We start from the raw sequence: 18,625 nt of genomic DNA on the forward strand, positions 1-18,625 counted from the left end.
GGTGGCTGAAATGCCGCCCGTCCCAGCAATCACTTTACGTTTGCCATTTTCGTTTGCACGTCGCAAAGGGGTGTTACTCAGCCCTGATGGCGATCAGGCTAAGCTCTTTCACAAAGGTACGCTTGATCTTGAAACGCTGATGGAGGTACGCCGAGTTGCAGGAAAGACATTACATCTCGAAGCTTTAGATGAAGAACGCTTTGAGCATATGCTTGAGGCGTCTTATCAAAGAGACAGCTCTGAAACACAACAGATGATGGAAGACATCGGCAACGAGATGGACTTGTTCTCGCTTGCTGAAGAATTGCCACAAACAGAAGACTTGCTTGCCGCGGATGATGATGCGCCTATCATCAAGCTAATTAATGCCATGTTGAGTGAAGCGATAAAAGAAGGTGCATCGGATATTCATATCGAAACATTCGAGCAAGAACTAGTTATTCGCTTTAGGGTTGATGGTGTACTGAAAGAAGTCTTGAAGCCAAACCGTAAATTGTCTTCATTATTAGTTTCTCGTATCAAAGTAATGGCTAAGCTCGACATCGCAGAAAAACGTGTGCCGCAAGATGGTCGTATTAGTCTGCGGATCGCGGGACGAGCCGTGGATGTGCGTGTATCAACGATGCCATCAAGCTTTGGTGAACGAGTGGTGCTACGTCTGTTAGACAAAAATAATGCGCGATTAGATCTCGAAGATTTGGGCATGACCCAAGCAAACCGCGATGCGTTTGCAGAGATCATAGCCAAGCCTCACGGTATTATACTGGTTACTGGTCCAACGGGTTCAGGTAAGAGTACGACCCTGTACGCAGGCATGACACAAATCAATTCTAAGGATCGCAATATTTTAACGGTTGAAGATCCGATTGAATATGAGATCCCAGGCATTGGCCAAACACAAGTGAATCCAAAAGTGGATATGACATTCGCTCGAGGTTTACGTGCAATCCTACGTCAAGATCCCGATGTAGTGATGGTCGGTGAGATCCGAGATTTAGAAACCGCGCAAATTGGTGTTCAAGCATCTTTGACCGGTCACTTGGTATTATCCACACTACACACGAATACAGCCGCCGGTGCTATCACGCGTATGGAAGACATGGGTGTTGAGCCATTTCTTTTGAGTTCATCACTGCTAGGCGTGCTGTCACAGCGATTGGTAAGAACGCTTTGCCCTAACTGTAAAGAAGCGCATTTGGCGGATGAACGAGAATGTGAACTACTGGGTGTGGCCAAAGACAGTGGCACGCAAATCTTCCGTGCAGTCGGCTGTGAAGAGTGTAACTTCAATGGTTACAAAGGCCGTACAGGTATTCATGAGCTTCTCATCGTTGATGAGCCCATCCGTGAACTTATTCATAACGGTAAAGGTGAGCAGGCGGTTGAGAAGTATATTCGTAAGCGTACGCCAAGCATCCGACAAGATGGCTGTTCGCGAGTACTTGCTGGTCAAACAACCTTAGAAGAAGTAATGCGTGTAACACGTGAGGAAGGCTAATGGCAGCGTTTGAATACCGCGCCTTAGATGGTAAAGGCAAAGAGAAGAAAGGAATTTTAGAGGCGGATACGGCGAAGCAAGTTAGGCAGATGCTAAGAGAAAAAGCCATGATGCCACTTGAAGTTTTGCCTGCTGCGGAGAAAGATAAAAACCAAAGTAGTGGTGGTTTTACGCTTTTTAAAGGCTACCGTCCCTCGGTATCAGACCTTGCCTTGATCACGCGCCAGTTGGCGACCTTGATCCAATCCTCTTTACCTGTTGAAGCTGCGGTGATGGCTGTAGCTGAGCAATGCGAAAAGCCAAGACTAAAGCGTATGCTGATGGCGGTAAGATCAAAAGTCGTTGAAGGTTATACACTTGCAGATGGTATGTCGGAGTTTCCTCACGTATTTGATCACTTGTACCGCTCAATGGTTGCCGCTGGAGAAAAGTCAGGGCACTTAGATGAAGTACTAAATCGCTTGGCCGATTATACTGAACAGCGCCAGCATATGCGCAGCCAAATTACGCAAGCGATGGTGTATCCCATTATTTTGGTCATCTTTGCTATCGCGATTGTTTCCATTCTATTGGGAACGGTAGTACCAAAGATCTTGAAGACCTTTGAGAAATCTAAGCAAGCACTGCCTTGGACAACAGAGTGGGTTATGGCTGCCAGTAATTTTGTACAAAACTACTGGATGATCACATTGGCAGTGGTTGTCATTGGCACCTACGCGATTAAAAAAGCATTACAAAAACCTAAGATCCGCTTTTGGTACGATAGCAAGTTGCTGAGTTTACCGGGTCTTGGTAAGGTAACTCGCAGTGTCAATACTGCACGATTTGCGCGTACCTTAAGTATTCTCTCATCGAGTTCAGTTCCGCTACTTGAGGGCATGAAAATCTCAGGTCAAGTACTTGAGAACGAAAAAATCAAAGCCTCCGTTGCAGAAGCCGCGACTCGGGTGAGTGAAGGTGCAAGCCTTAGAGCGTCGTTGCAACAGACTAAAATGTTCCCACCTATGATGCTGCACATGATTGCCAGCGGTGAAAAGTCGGGTGAATTAGAACAGATGCTTGAACGTGCAGCGAATAACCAAGAAAGAGAATTTGAAAGTATGGTAAATGTCTCGCTGAAGTTGCTAGAACCTGCGATGATAGCGACGATGGCAATTATTGTACTGTTTATAGTTATGGCGATTCTTCAGCCGATTATGGCGATGAACAAAGCCGTAGGATTGTAGTCAAAAAGGAAAGGCCATCGCATGTTTTTGCATGGTCATCAATAACAGCATTGAGGTAAACATTGTGAAAAAACAATCAGGTTTCTCACTACTAGAAGTGATGGTGGTACTTGTTATCATCGGTATGATCTTATCTATCGTTGCGCCTAACGTGATGGGTCAACAAGAAGAAGCAGCAAAAGAAAAGGCACGTCTAGATATTCGTCAGATTGAAGACGCAATGAAGATGTACAAGCTAAAAAACAAACGCTATCCAACCACAGAGCAAGGCTTGGAAGCTTTGGTAACGCAAACCAATATTGACCCGGTACCAAAACGTTTCCCTGAAGGTGGCTTTATTTCTAAGCTTCCAGAAGATCCATGGGGTAATCCTTACCAATTAGTAAGCCCTGGCGAAATGAGCCAAATCGATATCTTTTCAATGGGTCCGGATGGCGAAGTTGGCACTGATGATGATATCGGTAACTGGGATACGGAAGACGAACGTTAATCTATGTCAACACCTCTGCATAAACCGGTATTAGCTAAGGTAAAGGGCTTCAGTTTACTTGAAGTCCTTATTGTCTTGGTGATCATTGCTTTTTCAGTAAACCTCATTACTTATACCGTCAGTGATAGTGATGAGGAAGAGCTTGAAACCATGGCTATGCGTGTGCAGGGGACGATTAATCTTGCGTCAGAATTTGCAGTACTAAATCAGGTTGAACTTGGTTTTCACTTAGATAAAGGTGTGATTGAGTTTTTGGTTTTTGACGGTGAGAAGTGGCGAACTTTCGAAGCCGACGATATCTACAAACCTATTGAGCTGCCTGAGCAGTACAAAGTGGAATTGATCTTAGAAGATCTGCCCTGGTCTCAAGATAACTTACTTGAGCAAGCAAATTGGCGAGAGTTGATGAGTGGCGGCGACGACGACAATTTACTTGAACTTAAAAAACTTAAGATCCCGCAAGTACTTATTTTATCTTCTGGTGAAGTCAGCGCATTTAGATTAAGTGTGGAAAATAAAGAACTGCAAGAGCCAATTTATTTTGTCGAAGGCGAATTTATGGCGCCGGTAGGGCTGAAGCGGGAACCTGAAGAATGAACGCTAGAAAAAGCGTAGGCTTTACCTTACTTGAAGTCATGGTTGCGCTAAGTATTTGTGCTGTCGCTGGTATTGCTGCAATGCAAGCAACAAGCGAACATATAAATCATATCAGCTCGCTTGAAGAGCAGACCTATGCGTCGTGGGTGGCAGAAAATCGCTTGGTATTTTTGCGCGCGCAAGGCGATGACTGGCATGGGAAGAATGGTAACAAAGGCGAAGAGGAAATGGCCGGGGTCACTTGGTATTGGCAACAGCATATCCAACAAACCGCAGATCCTAGCTTTGTAAAGCTCACCGTACACGTTTTCCGCGAACCTGAACTCAAAAACTCAGTGTATGACATCACCACTTTTATGTACCGGAGTAAGTAGTGACAGTGCATACACCTCAGCGTGGTTTCACGCTAATAGAAGTATTGTTGGCACTGGCTATTTTAGCGGTGGTGGTGACGGCGACTCATCAAATTTTAGATTCAACGTTGAAGGCCCAAGCGGCTTCAGCGGAAAAAATTGCCGAAATTGAAGGTCTACAAACGACTTTCCGCTTGATGGATCAGGATTTTAATCAGATCACTAAGCGAGAAGTCAGAAATGAAGCCGGGGATTTTAGCCCAACTTATATCATCCATGGCCGGTATGAGCTTGAGAGCCAATATGATGGTATCGCTTTTGTTCGTGATGGTTGGACTAACCCTATTAGTTTATTGCCTCGCTCTGAACTGCAGGCAGTGGGCTATCGGGTTATCGATGACAAGCTTGAGCGTATTTATCGAATATACGTTGATCAGCTAGATGGAACAGAGCCCCGCGCGCAGGTCATCTTGGAAGATGTCGAAGAATTAAAGTTTGAATTTTTGGACGACAAACTAAAATGGCAAGCTGATTGGAAGTCGAAATCGTTACCTAAAGCGATTAAAGTGACGTTGCAAAGAAAAGACTCGGATCCAATAAGCCGTTTATTTTTAACGCCAGGCAGTGGTGTCGCTGATGATAAGGGGCAACAGCCATGAAGCAGCAAGGTGCGGCACTCGTCATCGTACTTTTCATCGTTGCATTGGCAGCGACAATTGCCGCTGAAATGGCGAGTAGTTTAATGGTGCAGGTACAAAAGGCCTCGAATATTCAAACTCAGCAACAAGCCAAGTGGTATAGCTATGGTGCTGAGGAATTAGTCAAAAGAGCGTTGATACAAGCGAAAAAAGATGATCCTGATACCGTTAATCTAGACCAGCCTTGGGCTCGTGAAGAAGTGCCTTACCCCGTTGACCATGGTACGTTGAGCGGTAAAGTTACAGACTTACAGGCATGCCTAAACCTGAATGCTTTGAGAGCAAAGTCACAAACAAATGGAAATAACCAAGGTGGTCAGCAGATTGGTGGAAAGAATACTAACCCAGCCCATGCTGCGCTATTGGAGCTTTTGAAGAATATTGAGGATTTGCCGAGTAACGAAAGCGAGGAAGCCCTTGCTGATAGTGTCTACGATTGGCTTGACGAAGATAGCATTACTTACCGCTCAGGGGCAGAAGAAGACGAGTATATGTCTAATCAGACGCCTTATTTAACGGCTAATAATTTGATGGCGTCTGTTAGTGAGCTACGCGTGATTAAGGGCTTTAACCCGCTGGTGATGGAAAAGATTAAGCCTTATGTTTGCGTGATCCCCGGAAGTGAGGAGCTTGCGGTAAACGTCAATACGATATTGCCAGAACAAGCGCTTTTACTCAGTGCGCTTATACCTGGTTTATCGAAGTCAGGTGCTGAAGCTATTATTTCTGCAAGACCAAAAAAAGGTTTTACCGATATTAATGAATTTTACACGGAAGTCGCGAATCAAGGGGTCAAAGACCCTAACAAGACTTCCAAAATTTTTACGATTAACAGCAATTATTTTCAGTTGCGAGCAACAGCTGTGTTTGATGAGCGACGCTTTTCTCTCACATCAATTATAGAAACAAAAGATGGTAAAGCGTACGTGCTTGCTCGTAAATTTGGAGGCGTAGAGTGACAGAACAATTATTGATCCGTGTGGATCAGTCACACCAGGCGACAATACACTGGTTAGTGTGGTCAACAGAACAACAACAAATTATTGCCAGTGGTGAATTAGAAGGGAGTGAACAGCTTGGTAGCCTTGCCGAAAAAGCGCAAACGAGACCGGTTGTTTTGTTACTACCAGCGACTGCGGTACAGTTACGCACGCTAGAATTACCAGCAAAATGGAATAGGAAACTAGAGCAAGCCTTACCGTTTATGCTTGAGGAACATGTCGCGACCGACATCGATGCGCTATTTATCGCAATTGGTAAACCGGGTATGAAAGCCGACACACATACTATCGATGTTGCGATTTGTGATAGCAGTTGGCTACAAAGCTGGTTTAGTACCTTCGATGACGCAGGGATCAGTGTAAGTAAAGCGCTACCAGACGCCTTATGTCTGCCGCTTCATGAAGAGATGACTAGTGCCGTGCAATTAGGGCAGCAATGGCTATTCAAACACAATGCTTGGCAAGTTGGCACTGCTGAACTTAGCTGGGTTAACGAGTACCTCGCCATTGCGGGTGTTGAGCAGCTGGCGCATTTTAGCCCTGCAAGTGATTTCTCAGAAACGATAGCGCTCACTGCGCAACAACAAGATTACGATTTACCTTTAGCCATCTTCGCGAAATCATTATCAAATATTGATTTTAATTTGCGTCAAGGTCGGTTCGCTGCGAAGAAAAAGCAACCGCAGTGGTGGCGTGATTGGCGCAGTGGCTTAATAGCGGCGAGCGTGGCAGTAGTGAGCTTTATCGCAATTAAAGGCACTCAACTGTATGTAATAAGTCATCAAGCTAATCAGCTAGAAACCCAAGCGGTTGCTATGTATCAACAGGCATTTCCAAATAAAGTAGTGCGTCCGCACTTATTGAAAAAACAGATCCAAAATGAGCTTGATGCTTTATCTGGTACGGAGCAAGGCGGCTTGCTCGAATTAACAAATCATTTTGTGGCCATTTATGAAGAGGTTGATGCTTTCGCTCCTGAAACGCTACGTTACGACAAACGTAGGAATGAACTCAGAATTAGAGCGCGCGCAAAAGAGTTCCAGATATTTGGTCAGGTCAAAGCAATTTTAGAGCAACGCGGTGTAAGCGTTGAACAGGGGGCCCTGAACAATGATGGTGACTTTGTGGTGGGTGAAATTCGTATTCGAGGTGCAGCATGAAGCAGCAAGCAGTTAACTATTGGCGTGGTTTAAAAGAGCAAGAACAAAAACTGCTGATCGTTGCCGGCGTTATTTTTGTCGTTTTTGTTCTGATAATGGGTATATTCAAACCTTTAAATCAGGCTGTCAGCGATGCCGAAGCTAAGCTAAAACGTAATCACGAGCTCGTAAATTGGGTTGGTCAAAGCGTGAATAAGCTGAAATCTAACAGCCCTGCACAGGTGATTAGCGGCGGTAATATCAGCCAGATAGTCAATAACACCCGTGGCCGCTTTCAAATCGATATCAGTAAAATGCAACCTAGTGGCGAAAGCCTGCGTTTAACCATCGATGATGTGGAATTTAATAAACTTGTTGCTTGGATAGATGAACTGACAAATAAGCATGGAGTAAAAGTAGAAAACCTAGACCTTACACAAGGGAATTTACCTGGCTTTGTGCGTGTTAGTCGCTTGGTTTTAGAGAAATAATTATGAAAAAAACACTATCTCTACTCATTATATTTTTACTCGCATTTATTATTTTTAGTGCTTTTACTATGCCAGCAGCGGTGTTGCTGCAAGTTTTTAAAGGTCAATTGCCAGCTAATTTGCAGCTAGGTGCAGTAAATGGTTCTGTTTGGCATGGTCAAGTGAGCGGTGTGAGATTCAATAACATTCAATTGAATCAGGTTCAGTGGGAGCTTGAACCGTCGGCTTTACTACTCGGTGATCTGGCAGGCAATGTACAGTTTGGTAATGCGAGAGATAAAAATGAGATCTCAGGAAAAGCTAATTTCTCATCGAATTTAGTCAGTAAATCAGTGATGGTAAATAATGCCTCACTTCGTTTCAGTGTTGAGCAGGCTATGGATCAAGTAACCCTGCCATTGCCGGTTGATGCCAAAGGGCGTGTTATCGTCAATGTGAAAAAGTACCAAAGTGGTGCACCATACTGTGAAGGGCTAAATGGTGAGATAAGTAGTCCAAATATTGATGTTAAAGGCATGAATGGTTGGTTTAGTATCGGCGACCTTAGTGGCCAGCTCGATTGTAAATCAGGAGATATTGCCGTGCTTGTTGACCCTGAAAATCGTCTGGGCTTACAGGCTGATGCGACACTTGCTGCCAATTTCCAGTTTCGCGTATCTGGTAATATTAAGCCAGATGCAAGTCTACCAAAAGAAGTACACGATGCGGTTAAGTTTTTGGGTAGACCGGATGGCGAAGGTCGCTACCCAGTAAATTTATAATATACTTCTGTCATATCAGACTTTAGTTATACCAATTTGCTTAATTAAGTGACCTATTTTGAGGCGAGAAAATCTTGTCGATAACACCGCTTACGCGTCCTGCTATCGCCAAGGTACCTACATCCATGTAGGCAAGGCGAAAACTTTGCTATTTAGTGGTTCTAAATGAGAAATTTTTAACGCAGTTAGCGTCAGATTTGCTCCTTCAAATTGAGCAAGTATTAAGACTAATTGGTATTAATCTAATCTCAGGTTAGTTATTAATATAAAAGCATTTTTGTAGGCGCTGATACGGCGCCTAAGTTCAAGGCAACACTATGCACGACTTCTCTTTTACTGCAGCTGATCAGCTGAATTTAGAAAACTACTTTTCTGCGCGCAAGCTTTCTATTGATATCGCTTTTTTACAAGGATATTTATTTGCTACCTGCATAGACCCGAACGGTATTGAGGTTGATAAGTGGCTTAAGACTTTAACCAATGCGGATCCAGAATTAGATGAGAGTATTGCGTTTGCATTGATGGCCTTACATCATGAGATTTCTGAGCAGGTATACGAAACTGAATTTCAATTGCCTTGGAATAGTGAAACACCACTTGAGCAAAAAATTAATTGGGCCGAAGGATTTTTAATGGCGGCAACGCCCTTTTACGAGCAATTGATGTCCAGTCCGCTCGCCGACGATATTAAACAAGCTTTGCAAGTGAGCACAGAACAACTAGGGCTCTTTGCACTTGGTGAGCAACAGTTAACGATTTACTGTGACAAAATAGGACAGTCACTGGTCGAGTTTCAACTAACTCAAGCGCAATTGGCTGACGAGTTTGCCGCATCTTATGCTGAGTTAGTCGAAGTTGCCGCAGTGAATAGTGGACTATTTGAATAACCTTTATGCGAGATCTAACTCGATAAATGTGCAACCCTGCTGGCATTGCGCCACAGCTCTATTTGACGTTGATTGGCTTAAACTGAGTGCTATGGGTTGCTGACAGCTTGGGCAATTGACAACACGTCCCTGACTAAGCTTTTTGATGAGTGCTTTTTGATCATTAAAGGATTTTGCCGACTTTTTATTTAATTGACTAAAGTCCATTATAATCCCTTTGCTTCATGAATGGCTTGCTCTGCAATTTCACAGATTTTGACGAGATCGGGGCCGTAAAAATACAAGTTATAGTCGTTTTCTTTACAATACTTGAGGTGGAAAAGCCTTACTTTTTCATCTGTTGCAAGGGCTTCATCAATATAGCGCTTTTCGTCATCTGTCATGGTAATTGCTTTTACTACGTTGGCTCTGGCGATTCTTGCAGCCGTACTGCGTTGTACTTTGCTGGACTCGCTTAGCACTTCAACGCCTTGACCGAGTAACCTATCTCTTGGCTCTTTAATCAATGGATGATCCACAGTAAACAGAGCAACGACTATAATGGCTAATACTAAGAATTTTTTCATAATCTGACGCTGATTTGATCTAGCTAACAAAAATCTTGTTCCTAGTGTAATAAACTTGTCTGTCAGGTCGCAACAGGTCTCTCATCATTTATGGTGGGTTTTAGCTCAACTTACTATTAATCATAGGGTTTCAAAGCGTATAATAGTAAGCGCTAAACTATGTCATGGGGCACATTGCAATAGTTTAGCCTGTATTTTTCAAGGTCACTGTAGCAAGTGCATCTCGTTCCAAAGCACTAAGGAGCTTCCATGGAGAACGAAAGAATCAAGGTTAAAAACATACCGTCTGAAGTAAAAATTCAAAAGCCAATAGGTGGCACTGAAGGGAAATCGCTCAATAGCTCTACGCCCGATCGTTTTAATCCTCGTAATCGCATATATGTCCGGGCGGTGTCTGGCCTACATCAACTGCTAAGAAGGCGTATCGGCTTTATTGGTATGTTGGCATTTATGGCTTTACCTTGGTTAAACTTTCACGGCCATCAAGCGGTGTTGTTCGATATTTTTGAGCAGAAGTTCAATATTTTTGGCATGACACTATGGCCACAAGATCTGACTATCTTTGCTTTTATTCTGATGATAGCGGCATTTGCTCTGTTCTTGGTGACCACCTTCTATGGCCGGGTATGGTGCGGCTACACCTGTCCGCAAACCGTTTGGACGTTTATTTTTATTTGGTTTGAAGAAAAATTTGAAGGAACAGCAAACCAACGGAAAAAACTAGATCAGAGACCGATGGATTTTGACAAGTTTTGGCGAAAAACGGCAAAACACGGTAGCTGGATACTCTTTTCACTGTATACCGCAATCACTTTTGTTGGTTACTTTACCCCGATCCGCTCATTGCTCCCTGATTTACTTACTTTTTCAGCAGGTTTTTATTCCGTCATTAGCATCATCGTGTTTACCATTTGTACTTATGGTAATGCCGGTTGGATGAGGGAAATTATGTGTTTACACATCTGTCCTTACTCTCGCTTCCAATCAGCCATGTTTGATAAGGATACGTTTACCGTCGCTTATGATAGCGAACGAGGTGAAAGTCGCGGTCCTCGAGGACGCAAGCAAGATCCAAAAGAGCTAGGTCTAGGAGATTGTATTGATTGTAACCTGTGTGTTCAGGTGTGTCCTACCGGTATCGATATTCGTAATGGTTTGCAATATGAATGCATCAACTGTGGTGCGTGTATTGATGCCTGTGATGGTGTTATGGATAAGATGAACTACCCGCGCGGATTAATTGCTTACACTACAGAGCGCAATTTAGAATCATCTAGCGAAAAGACCAAACCAGTACGTGGTAAATTAATCGGTTATTTAATGATCCTGGTCGTTATCACTGGTGCATTAGTTGCGAATATTGCGATGCGTAAGCCGATGGATCTTGATATTATTCGGGATAGAAATCAACTTTATCGTGTCAATATTGAGGGATTGGTAGAAAATACCTATACCTTGAAAGTGATAAACAAAGCGCAAGTTGAGCAGAAATTTTCTATTGCAATAACGGGTCTAAGTAATTATCAGGTGATCGGTAAGCATGAGGTGCACTTAGCTGCAGGCACGACATTAGATGTGCCACTCTCTGTTGTGATTGATCCATATGATTTGAAAAAGCCAGTAACCGAATTTGAGTTTGTGCTTATTAACCAAGAAGATCCAGAAGAGCGGCTGGCGCAGCCGACCAATTTCTTCAAAGGAAGATAATAGAGTAAGGTAAAAGCGAGGTATAAAACCTCGCTTTTTTATAAACATTATGAACGATTTTAGTTTTAACGCACTGACACCGGATCTTATTTTAGATGCGATTGAGGCACTTGAGATATATCCTACAACGGGGTTATTGGCCCTGAACAGCTATGAAAACCGTGTTTATCAATTTGGTGCTGAGGACGGCAAGCGTTATGTAGTGAAGTTTTACCGTCCAGCGCGTTGGACGGATGAACAAATTCTTGAAGAGCATGAGTTCGCGCTGGCAGCGAAAGAAGCTGAAGTGCCAGTTGTGGCACCTTTAATTATTGCTGGGCGTAGTCTGCACTTTCATGAAGGTTACCGCTATACGTTGTTTCCAAGCGTTGGTGGACGCCAGTTCGAACTCGATAATCTAGACCACTTAGAAATTTTAGGTCGCTATCTAGGGCGCTTGCATTGTCTGTCGGCTGAGCGAGCATTCGAGCATAGACCACAGCTCAATACCCAGCGTTTTTTGGTTGATGCGCAACAAACACTGCTAAAAAGCCAGCTAGTACCTAGTCATCTACATACTCCATTTGTTACTATTCTTGAGCAAGTTATTAACAAAGCAACCTTAAAGTATCAAGTTACTAAAACACTTCGGCTTCATGGGGATTGTCATGCTGGAAATTTATTGTGGTCTAGAGATCAATTGATGTTGGTGGATCTTGACGATTGTCAGCAAGGCCCTGCAATACAAGACTTGTGGATGATGTTAAATGGCGACCGCAACGAGCAATTGGTACAGTTAGACACCCTGCTTATGGGTTACGAAGAATTTATGCCGTTTGATGCAAAAGAGCTTGCGTTAATTGAGCCGCTACGTGCCATGAGAATGGTGAATTATATGGCTTGGTTGGCACAGCGCTGGCAGGATCCTGCATTCGAACGGAACTTTTCTTGGTTTGCGACAGACAAATACTGGGAACAACAGATCCTAGCGTTAAAAGAGCAATTTGCCGCATTAGATGAACCAAGTTTGAGCCTATTTCCTTAAAATTAGAGAGAGTAACATGCTAAAGAAATTCAGAATCGCATTAGTCGCACTATTTTTGCCTATTGCAGCAATGGCTTCAGACTTTACCGAAGGTGAGCACTACACGACCTTAACAACCGAACAGAGTAAATCAGAGAAAGTTACCGAGTTTTTCTCTTTTTACTGTCCTCACTGTTTCCGCTTTGAGCCAATTGCAAAAGCGATTGAAAAGAATTTACCAAAGGAAGCTCGCTTTGAAAAAAGCCATGTAAACTTCCTACGAGGTATTCCTACAGAGACGCAAAGTAATCTTAGCTATGCCTATATTATTGCTGAGCAAGAAGGCAAAGCGGATGTGATTGCTGAGAAGATTTTTAATGCTATTCATGTTGAAAGAAACAAACTGTTAGACATTAAAGATTTGAAAACACTAATGGAGTTAAATGGGATTTCTGCTGAAAAGTTTGAGCAGGCTGTAACGAGTATGCCTGTCGTGAGTGCTGAAAATAACATGCTTAAAGCACAAAATAAGTTTTCTGACGCGGGTGCACTAACAGGCGTTCCAACTTTTATCGTAAATGACAAATACAGAATCGAAATGAAAGGTATCAAGAGCCAAGAGCAGCTTGATGAATTGATCGCATATCTATTAAAAAAATAAGGACTGGAGAAACTTAGTATGTTGAAAGTATTAAAAGGCTTAGCGGTTGCACTAATGCTTCCTCTTCTTGCTCAGGCTGCGCCATTTGAAGAAGGTGTGCATTATGAAGTTATTGCCGAGCGTGGCACGAAAAAGCCTGAGGTAATGGAGTATTTTTCTTTTTATTGTCCAGCCTGTAACGCAATGGAAAATTTAATCGTTGACGTTAAACCAAAGCTGGACGAAGGCGTTAAGTTTAAAAAGAGCCATATAGATTTTGTTGGTCCAAGAGAGCCTGAGATCCAACAGGTGTTGGCACAAGCACTTGCAACTGCTGAAGTGCTGCCACAAAAAGACAAGATAGTTGCAGCCATGTTTAATCATATCCATGGCAAGCGCGCAAAAATCAATGAACTTGCTGATGTAAAAGATATCTTTATTGCACAAGGTGTTGAAGAAGAGAAGTTTGATAAACTTTATGCCAGTTTCTCTGTTCGTACTAAAGCTTCAAAAATGCAACGTATGCAGAAGACTCTTTCTGATAAAGGCGCGCTAACAGGGGTACCAATGTTCGTGGTGAACGGTAAATACAAGCTATTACTTCGTGAATCTGGTACGACTAAGCCTGAGCAAATTGCTGCTTTGGTGAATTATTTAGCAAAGAAATAAAATCTAATTTGTATTAGACTAGCCCTGCAATTATTGCGGGGCTTTTTTATGTTTAAAATTTTAGTTTCTAGCTGTTTATTAGGTTATCCGGTGAGGTATGACGCCTCTTCACAAAGCCTTCAAGATAATACCTTGCAGTATTGGCGGCAAAAAAATTGGGTCTTACCGCTATGCCCCGAAGTATCTGGTGGTTTACCAACACCTCGCCCATCGGCTGAAATAGCAGATGGTAAAGTTTTGAGTAAACAAGGGGATGATTTTACCACCGCGTTTGAACTCGGTGCTAAAAAAGCGCTAGCGGCTTGTCTTCAGCACGATATAAAGTTTGCGTTGTTAAAAGAGTCCAGTCCGTCTTGCGGCAGCAATCTGATTTACGATGGTAGTCATACAGGTAAAAAAATAGTAGGGCAGGGGCTAACGGCGTCTTTATTACAGCAATCCGGTATTCAAGTCTTTAGCGAAACTCAACTGCCAGCACTTATCACAGCGATGGCAGCCAGTCGTTAATCGTTAGAGATCACTTTCTCACTAAGTAAACGCCAGATTCAATATGATGGGTATAAGGGAACTGATCGAAAATTGCCATTCGTGCGATTTTATGTGTTTCACATAACAAGGCTAAATCACGCTCTAATGTGTCTGGATTACATGAGATATAAATAATGTTGTCGTAGTTGCTGACTAAGCGACAGGTTAATTCATCCATACCAGCACGAGGCGGGTCGACAAGAATCGTTTGGCAATCATAGGACTGTAAATCAATACCATCTAATCGAGAAAACTTCTGCCCTTTCATGGCTTGTGTAAACTCTTCACTCGACATGCGAATAATATCTAAGTTATCGACTTTGTTTGCTGCAATATTAAATTGTGCAGACTTTACTGATGATTTAGAGATCTCCGTAGCCAGCACTTTATTGAATGAACCAGCCAATGCAATTGAAAAGTTACCGTTACCACAATAAAGCTCAAGTAGATCGTTGCTTAGCGGTTCACTGATGGACTGCGCCCAAGCTAGCATTTTCTGATTCACTTCCGCATTCGGTTGCGTAAAGCTGTTCTCAACCTGCTGATAAATATACTCTTTACCGTTAACGCTTAGTTTTTCAGTTACATAGTCGTTGCCAAACACAACCTTTTGTTTTCTAGCACGACCGATAAAATCAACTTTATAGGTTTGTTGCAACTCGGCTCTCAATGTCTGCATCGCGGTTTGCCACGCTTCATCTAACTGCTTGTGATAAAGCAAGCTGATCAGTACTTCACCACTCAGTGTCGTGAGGTAGTCGATCTGAAACAGTTTACGACGCAATATTTCGTTGCCTTTCAGCTGATGTATCATCACCTGCATCATTTCATTGACAAGCGGCGCACCAGGATCAAAGCTATCAACACGGATCTTTTCTTTTGTTTGCTGGTCAAACATGATGTGAAACAGATCTTCACCCTCATGCCATACTCTAAATTCACAGCGCTGGCGGTAATGGCGAGTTGCAGATTCATACACTTCAAGTGCAGGTGCATCAAACTGTGCAAATTGTGTTGTGATACGCTCAGCTTTATCTGCTAACTGTTGCTCGTATGCTGAATCATCAATTTTTATTACTGCCATGCTAAAACCATCTATGTTGAATTAAGAGGCGCTATTTTAGGGAGCGTTGCTAATTTGTCCAGTCTAGCATCACTGATGCGTCTGGTTTGCTGTTTTTTTAATCATTATACTTTAGCTTTGCGCAAATATGCCGATAATCTAACTAATATATTGGAGGGCATACCATGAAAATCGGGCAATTAAATCAGTTGCTCAATCCAGCGATGCAGCATAAGCCTGGAAAGAGCAAAGGGATAGGACCAAATATCCAAATTAATTCGGACAGCTATGCGGGGAATAAATCTAAGCTAGCAGCTAAAATTCTTGATGATAAGCTTGCAGAAGCGTTGGGGATTGAGAAGCCGACACAAGATAAAAAAGACAAGCCACTATTTGATTTTGAATCTATTGTCAAAAATGTACTCGATTTTGTTCAGGGTGCAGTGAAGAAAGCCAAAGTCGACGGCAAAAATGATGACGAATTGAAATCCATGCTAGATGGGGCACGTAAGGGCGTGCTGCAGGGTATTGATGAAGCCAGCGAAGAGTTAAAAGGCATGGGCGCTTTCAATTCCGACATCGAAGATGGCATTGAAAAATCACGAGAAGGGATTTTTAAAGGTTTAGATGATTTTGAAAAAGAATTGTTTGAAGAAAAGTCGCCAAAGGCATTAGCGATCAGTGCCGCACAGTTTGCGAGTCTTTCTAATCAGGCTGAATATGCATTTACTACAGCTGAAGGGGATGAAGTCGTTATTTCATTCTCCGATGCGTATGCTCAGGGAGCCGCTGCGAGTGTTGCGCAAAAAGGTAATGATTATGGCATGGCATATGGCACTAAGTCCTCTCACGAAGTCAGTTTCTCAATTAAGGTAAATGGTGAGCTGAACGAAGAGGAGCAGCAGGCAATTAACGATATGATGGAAGATATCCGTAATGTCAGTGATTCTTTTTTCGGTGGTGAATACGATGAAGCTTTCGATTTGGCAAAGTCGCTTAGCCTAAACTCAGATCAGATCACTAATTTCACGATGGATTTAAGACAAAGTAAAACATCTGCTGCGATTGCTCAATATCAGCAAGGCAATCCAATGAAAGACTTAGAGAAGGCATTTATGCCACTCAATAAGCAGTTAGCAGATGTGCAAGAGCAAGCTAAGGGACTCAATGCCGATAATGAGTTGCCAAACCTGCTTGCTTGGATGAATGAAGGTCAGTCGAGACTAAATGAGTTTTTGGATTATGCTAGTAGCTTTTTTAGTAAACTGAATGAACTAAATAAAGAGCAAGTTGAGCAAAAACAAACAAGCTAAGCCAGTTTATTTTCGCGAGGACTCATGGCAAACTTCATACTTCATTGATTTGAGGTATGAAGTTTGTCGCATATTTTGGTTTTCGATTCGGGGATCGGTGGCACCAGTGTGCTGTCGCACTTAAAGGCATGTTTGCAGGGGGGTTCATTTAGTTATGTTATGGACAACGCTTTTCTCCCATATGGCCTTCAGCCTCAAGAGCTAATCAAATCACGTATCAAGGGACTTATTCGTTGGCAACAGCAATACTTGGGCAATGTTGATCTTATCGTTATTGCATGTAATACCGCTTCAACATACGCGTTGGAAGAAGCCAGAAAACATACCCAGATTCCAATTATAGGTGTTGTTCCTGCTGTTAAGCCTGCTGCGTCTAGTTCAAAGACCAAGCACATCGCACTATTGGCAACACCGGCAACGTCAAATAATGCTTATACACATAAGCTCATCATGGATTTTACCTCAGGTTGTAAAGTTGAAACTTTGCATTCAACGGAGCTTGTAAGGATCGCTGAGCACTTTTATTGGCATAACGAGTTGGATAAAGAGGCACTTTGCGCGGAAATAGCTCGGCTTAACATTCCAGCCACTGTTGATAGGCTAGTGTTGGGGTGTACACATTTTCCTTTGATAGCTCACGATATCAAGAATTGCTTACAGAAGCATGTTGAGCTGGTTGATTCTGGCAAAGCAATAGCCAACCGTGCAGTGTCATTGTTGGGAAGTCAAATAGTAGTAGGAGAAAAGGTGCCGAGTGTATCGGAAGTGTGTTTCTATGCAACGGCACCAGTAATGGATAGTAAAGAAGTAATCTCTATAATTAATTTAAATAAAGATTAATTAAGCGGGTGAGTGATCCATCTCACCTTCAGGCTTTTGCTTTGCTTCTCTTACTTTTAATGTACGCTGTTGAAATTCACGTTCATTGAGTTGAGTAATCGCCTTTTCTGCATCTTGCTTAGACATCTCAACAAAACCAAAACCACGTCGTTTGCCTGTGTTTTTATCCTTAAGTAGGCGAACTGAAAATACTTGCCCTTGCTCTTCGAAAAGCTCGCGGACAACATGTTCGTTGGCTCGATATGGTAGATTACCTACATATAATGTAGTGGTTGATAAGTTTGATTGTTTTTCTTGTTGTGTATCACTTTTTAAAAACTGGCTTATTACGCCACCGATGATAATACCTACGGCAAGCATAAGAGCAGCGTCGAGCTGAGTAGAGCTTAATGCAAGATCAACAATGAAAAAGCTCGCTACTGCAATAACCAAAGTGATCAAAATTGCTTTATGATCAAAAGACTTCATATAAATATACCAATTGAAAGAAGGTTAAACATTAATTTAACAAGTGAGTTAGCTATCTTAACGAGTTAATTAAACTTCGCAATAATTAATATAGTTCTGATAGTAAGATTTGTCCTTTTTTGCATGGTTTTTATACTAAAAAGTGGGTTTTGGTTAATGTTTGTTCGAACGATCAAAAAGATCGAAAAAAGAGTTGCACTAAAATCGGATCGCCCTATAATGCGACCCCACTGACACGGGGCGCTACGCTGAAAAGCAAAGCAGCAACGAGTTAGCGTCAAGTAAAACTTAAGTTCGAAACTTCTTCTCAAGAAATTCAAAATTAAGTGTTGACAAAAAATTGGGAATGCTTAGAATGCACATCCCTCGAAACAACGAAATGTTTCGAAACGTTCTTTAAAAATATGAAGCAATCATCTGTGTGGGCACTCGTACAGGTTGAGTTCTAACAGCAGATTCTAGTTCGCTAGATGACGCAAACAAATTTAGAGTCTCAATTGTAACTGAGTGACTATATAGTCAATTCGTTTTGATTTTACTTTTTTGAAAAGTAGAAACAAACAATCAGAATTCAATGAGCACGAAGCTTAGACTTCAAAAAAACTTTTAATTGAAGAGTTTGATCATGGCTCAGATTGAACGCTGGCGGCAGGCCTAACACATGCAAGTCGAGCGGTAACATTTCTA

At 42.4% G+C, this 18,625-nt stretch carries 22 protein-coding genes and 1 rRNA gene; 19 read left to right on the forward strand and 4 right to left on the reverse strand.

The window, feature by feature from the left end; translation table 11 throughout:
• Positions 1 to 10: 10 nt before the first annotated feature.
• The 11 genes from gspE to DS891_RS23355 all read left to right on the forward strand — a co-directional run bounded on the left by gspE (position 11) and on the right by DS891_RS23355 (position 9,141).
• Positions 11 to 1,498 carry a type II secretion system ATPase GspE gene (gene gspE, locus DS891_RS23305; protein ID WP_174171065.1) on the forward strand — a complete coding sequence of 496 codons (1,488 nt, stop codon included), beginning with the start codon at positions 11 to 13 and terminating at the stop codon, positions 1,496 to 1,498.
• Positions 1,498 to 2,724, forward strand: a complete 1,227-nt coding sequence (gene gspF / locus DS891_RS23310) for a type II secretion system inner membrane protein GspF (protein ID WP_010378505.1) — start codon at positions 1,498 to 1,500, stop codon at positions 2,722 to 2,724. The genes gspE and gspF overlap by 1 nt, the downstream gene beginning before the upstream one ends.
• Before the next feature lie 64 nt (positions 2,725 to 2,788).
• Positions 2,789 to 3,214 carry a type II secretion system major pseudopilin GspG gene (gene gspG, locus DS891_RS23315; protein ID WP_026001105.1) on the forward strand — a complete coding sequence of 142 codons (426 nt, stop codon included), beginning with the start codon at positions 2,789 to 2,791 and terminating at the stop codon, positions 3,212 to 3,214.
• Positions 3,215 to 3,217: 3 nt separating this feature from the next.
• Positions 3,218 to 3,811, forward strand: a complete 594-nt coding sequence (locus DS891_RS23320) for a prepilin-type N-terminal cleavage/methylation domain-containing protein (protein ID WP_174171058.1) — start codon at positions 3,218 to 3,220, stop codon at positions 3,809 to 3,811.
• Positions 3,808 to 4,185, forward strand: coding sequence for a type II secretion system minor pseudopilin GspI (gene gspI / locus DS891_RS23325; protein WP_039490909.1), 378 nt, complete (start codon positions 3,808 to 3,810; stop codon positions 4,183 to 4,185). The genes DS891_RS23320 and gspI overlap by 4 nt, the downstream gene beginning before the upstream one ends.
• A complete protein-coding gene (gene gspJ, locus DS891_RS23330; RefSeq protein WP_010604372.1) occupies positions 4,185 to 4,823 on the forward strand; it encodes a type II secretion system minor pseudopilin GspJ in 639 nt (212 codons plus the stop codon). Before gspI ends, gspJ begins: the two co-directional genes overlap by 1 nt.
• On the forward strand, positions 4,820 to 5,821 hold the full coding sequence (gene gspK / locus DS891_RS23335) for a type II secretion system minor pseudopilin GspK (protein WP_099031899.1): 1,002 nt from the start codon (positions 4,820 to 4,822) through the stop codon (positions 5,819 to 5,821). The genes gspJ and gspK overlap by 4 nt, the downstream gene beginning before the upstream one ends.
• A complete protein-coding gene (gspL, locus tag DS891_RS23340) occupies positions 5,818 to 7,023 on the forward strand; it encodes a type II secretion system protein GspL (RefSeq protein WP_174171059.1) in 1,206 nt (401 codons plus the stop codon). The genes gspK and gspL overlap by 4 nt, the downstream gene beginning before the upstream one ends.
• Entirely contained in the window at positions 7,020 to 7,493 is a 474-nt protein-coding gene (gene gspM / locus DS891_RS23345) for a type II secretion system protein GspM (protein WP_010604375.1), read from the forward strand. The genes gspL and gspM overlap by 4 nt, the downstream gene beginning before the upstream one ends.
• Before the next feature lie 2 nt (positions 7,494 to 7,495).
• Positions 7,496 to 8,254 (forward strand): type II secretion system protein N, encoded by a 759-nt coding sequence (locus tag DS891_RS23350; RefSeq protein ID WP_010604376.1) that lies wholly within the window; start codon positions 7,496 to 7,498, stop codon positions 8,252 to 8,254.
• Positions 8,255 to 8,571: 317 nt separating this feature from the next.
• The gene (locus DS891_RS23355) at positions 8,572 to 9,141 is read left to right on the forward strand and encodes a UPF0149 family protein (RefSeq protein ID WP_174171060.1); all 570 of its coding nucleotides are present in this window, start codon (positions 8,572 to 8,574) and stop codon (positions 9,139 to 9,141) included.
• Between the two features lie 3 nt (positions 9,142 to 9,144).
• Here DS891_RS23355 and DS891_RS23360 read toward each other — a convergent pair whose 3' ends face one another.
• On the reverse strand, positions 9,145 to 9,348 hold the full coding sequence (locus DS891_RS23360; RefSeq protein WP_010604378.1) for a hypothetical protein: 204 nt from the start codon (positions 9,346 to 9,348) through the stop codon (positions 9,145 to 9,147).
• Positions 9,348 to 9,707 carry a hypothetical protein gene (locus tag DS891_RS23365; protein WP_026001103.1) on the reverse strand — a complete coding sequence of 120 codons (360 nt, stop codon included), beginning with the start codon at positions 9,705 to 9,707 and terminating at the stop codon, positions 9,348 to 9,350. Before DS891_RS23365 ends, DS891_RS23360 begins: the two co-directional genes overlap by 1 nt.
• Positions 9,708 to 9,956: 249 nt before the next feature.
• Between DS891_RS23365 and ccoG the strand changes: the two genes are divergently transcribed.
• Genes ccoG through DS891_RS23390 form a run of 5 tightly spaced genes read left to right on the forward strand, consistent with a single transcriptional unit; the run spans position 9,957 to position 14,233 of the window.
• Positions 9,957 to 11,414, forward strand: coding sequence for a cytochrome c oxidase accessory protein CcoG (gene ccoG / locus DS891_RS23370; RefSeq protein WP_102057652.1), 1,458 nt, complete (start codon positions 9,957 to 9,959; stop codon positions 11,412 to 11,414).
• A gap of 49 nt (positions 11,415 to 11,463) precedes the next feature.
• Complete coding sequence (locus DS891_RS23375; protein ID WP_174171061.1) at positions 11,464 to 12,438, forward strand: serine/threonine protein kinase; 975 nt, start codon at positions 11,464 to 11,466, stop codon at positions 12,436 to 12,438.
• 16 nt (positions 12,439 to 12,454) lie between these two features.
• Complete coding sequence (locus DS891_RS23380) at positions 12,455 to 13,078, forward strand: thiol:disulfide interchange protein DsbA/DsbL (RefSeq protein WP_010604381.1); 624 nt, start codon at positions 12,455 to 12,457, stop codon at positions 13,076 to 13,078.
• A gap of 18 nt (positions 13,079 to 13,096) precedes the next feature.
• Positions 13,097 to 13,726, forward strand: coding sequence for a thiol:disulfide interchange protein DsbA/DsbL (locus DS891_RS23385; protein ID WP_010604382.1), 630 nt, complete (start codon positions 13,097 to 13,099; stop codon positions 13,724 to 13,726).
• A 48-nt stretch (positions 13,727 to 13,774) separates the two neighbouring features.
• Positions 13,775 to 14,233 (forward strand): DUF523 domain-containing protein, encoded by a 459-nt coding sequence (locus DS891_RS23390; RefSeq protein ID WP_069023300.1) that lies wholly within the window; start codon positions 13,775 to 13,777, stop codon positions 14,231 to 14,233.
• Positions 14,234 to 14,243: 10 nt separating this feature from the next.
• On the opposite strand, the gene trmA is transcribed toward DS891_RS23390, so the two are convergent.
• A complete protein-coding gene (gene trmA, locus DS891_RS23395) occupies positions 14,244 to 15,338 on the reverse strand; it encodes a tRNA (uridine(54)-C5)-methyltransferase TrmA (RefSeq protein WP_010604384.1) in 1,095 nt (364 codons plus the stop codon).
• A gap of 164 nt (positions 15,339 to 15,502) precedes the next feature.
• On the opposite strand from trmA, the gene DS891_RS23400 reads away from it, so the two are divergent.
• Entirely contained in the window at positions 15,503 to 16,630 is a 1,128-nt protein-coding gene (locus DS891_RS23400) for a DUF5610 domain-containing protein (protein WP_010604385.1), read from the forward strand.
• 63 nt (positions 16,631 to 16,693) lie between these two features.
• The gene (murI, locus tag DS891_RS23405) at positions 16,694 to 17,470 is read left to right on the forward strand and encodes a glutamate racemase (protein ID WP_174171062.1); all 777 of its coding nucleotides are present in this window, start codon (positions 16,694 to 16,696) and stop codon (positions 17,468 to 17,470) included.
• On the opposite strand, the gene DS891_RS23410 is transcribed toward murI, so the two are convergent.
• Complete coding sequence (locus tag DS891_RS23410; RefSeq protein WP_102057648.1) at positions 17,471 to 17,938, reverse strand: RNA-binding protein; 468 nt, start codon at positions 17,936 to 17,938, stop codon at positions 17,471 to 17,473.
• 607 nt (positions 17,939 to 18,545) lie between these two features.
• On the opposite strand from DS891_RS23410, the gene DS891_RS23415 reads away from it, so the two are divergent.
• Positions 18,546 to 18,625, forward strand: a 16S ribosomal RNA gene (locus DS891_RS23415); the annotation flags it as partial.

Source organism: Pseudoalteromonas sp. JC28 (assembly GCF_013319255.1).
Classification (GTDB): Bacteria; Pseudomonadota; Gammaproteobacteria; order Enterobacterales; family Alteromonadaceae; genus Pseudoalteromonas.

What these genes read in the sequence shown, in the direction of transcription:
- gspE (WP_174171065.1), top strand. Translation starts at nt 11, where the DNA reads ATGCCGCCCGTCCCAGCAATCACTTTACGTTTGCCATTTTCGTTTGCA.
- gspF (WP_010378505.1), top strand. Translation starts at nt 1,498, where the DNA reads ATGGCAGCGTTTGAATACCGCGCCTTAGATGGTAAAGGCAAAGAGAAG.
- DS891_RS23320 (WP_174171058.1), top strand. Translation starts at nt 3,218, where the DNA reads ATGTCAACACCTCTGCATAAACCGGTATTAGCTAAGGTAAAGGGCTTC.
- gspI (WP_039490909.1), top strand. Translation starts at nt 3,808, where the DNA reads ATGAACGCTAGAAAAAGCGTAGGCTTTACCTTACTTGAAGTCATGGTT.
- gspK (WP_099031899.1), top strand. Translation starts at nt 4,820, where the DNA reads ATGAAGCAGCAAGGTGCGGCACTCGTCATCGTACTTTTCATCGTTGCA.
- gspM (WP_010604375.1), top strand. Translation starts at nt 7,020, where the DNA reads ATGAAGCAGCAAGCAGTTAACTATTGGCGTGGTTTAAAAGAGCAAGAA.
- DS891_RS23350 (WP_010604376.1), top strand. Translation starts at nt 7,496, where the DNA reads ATGAAAAAAACACTATCTCTACTCATTATATTTTTACTCGCATTTATT.
- DS891_RS23355 (WP_174171060.1), top strand. Translation starts at nt 8,572, where the DNA reads ATGCACGACTTCTCTTTTACTGCAGCTGATCAGCTGAATTTAGAAAAC.
- DS891_RS23360 (WP_010604378.1), bottom strand. Translation starts at nt 9,348, where the DNA reads ATGGACTTTAGTCAATTAAATAAAAAGTCGGCAAAATCCTTTAATGAT.
- DS891_RS23365 (WP_026001103.1), bottom strand. Translation starts at nt 9,707, where the DNA reads ATGAAAAAATTCTTAGTATTAGCCATTATAGTCGTTGCTCTGTTTACT.
- ccoG (WP_102057652.1), top strand. Translation starts at nt 9,957, where the DNA reads ATGGAGAACGAAAGAATCAAGGTTAAAAACATACCGTCTGAAGTAAAA.
- DS891_RS23375 (WP_174171061.1), top strand. Translation starts at nt 11,464, where the DNA reads ATGAACGATTTTAGTTTTAACGCACTGACACCGGATCTTATTTTAGAT.
- DS891_RS23380 (WP_010604381.1), top strand. Translation starts at nt 12,455, where the DNA reads ATGCTAAAGAAATTCAGAATCGCATTAGTCGCACTATTTTTGCCTATT.
- DS891_RS23385 (WP_010604382.1), top strand. Translation starts at nt 13,097, where the DNA reads ATGTTGAAAGTATTAAAAGGCTTAGCGGTTGCACTAATGCTTCCTCTT.
- DS891_RS23390 (WP_069023300.1), top strand. Translation starts at nt 13,775, where the DNA reads ATGTTTAAAATTTTAGTTTCTAGCTGTTTATTAGGTTATCCGGTGAGG.
- trmA (WP_010604384.1), bottom strand. Translation starts at nt 15,338, where the DNA reads ATGGCAGTAATAAAAATTGATGATTCAGCATACGAGCAACAGTTAGCA.
- DS891_RS23400 (WP_010604385.1), top strand. Translation starts at nt 15,503, where the DNA reads ATGAAAATCGGGCAATTAAATCAGTTGCTCAATCCAGCGATGCAGCAT.
- DS891_RS23410 (WP_102057648.1), bottom strand. Translation starts at nt 17,938, where the DNA reads ATGAAGTCTTTTGATCATAAAGCAATTTTGATCACTTTGGTTATTGCA.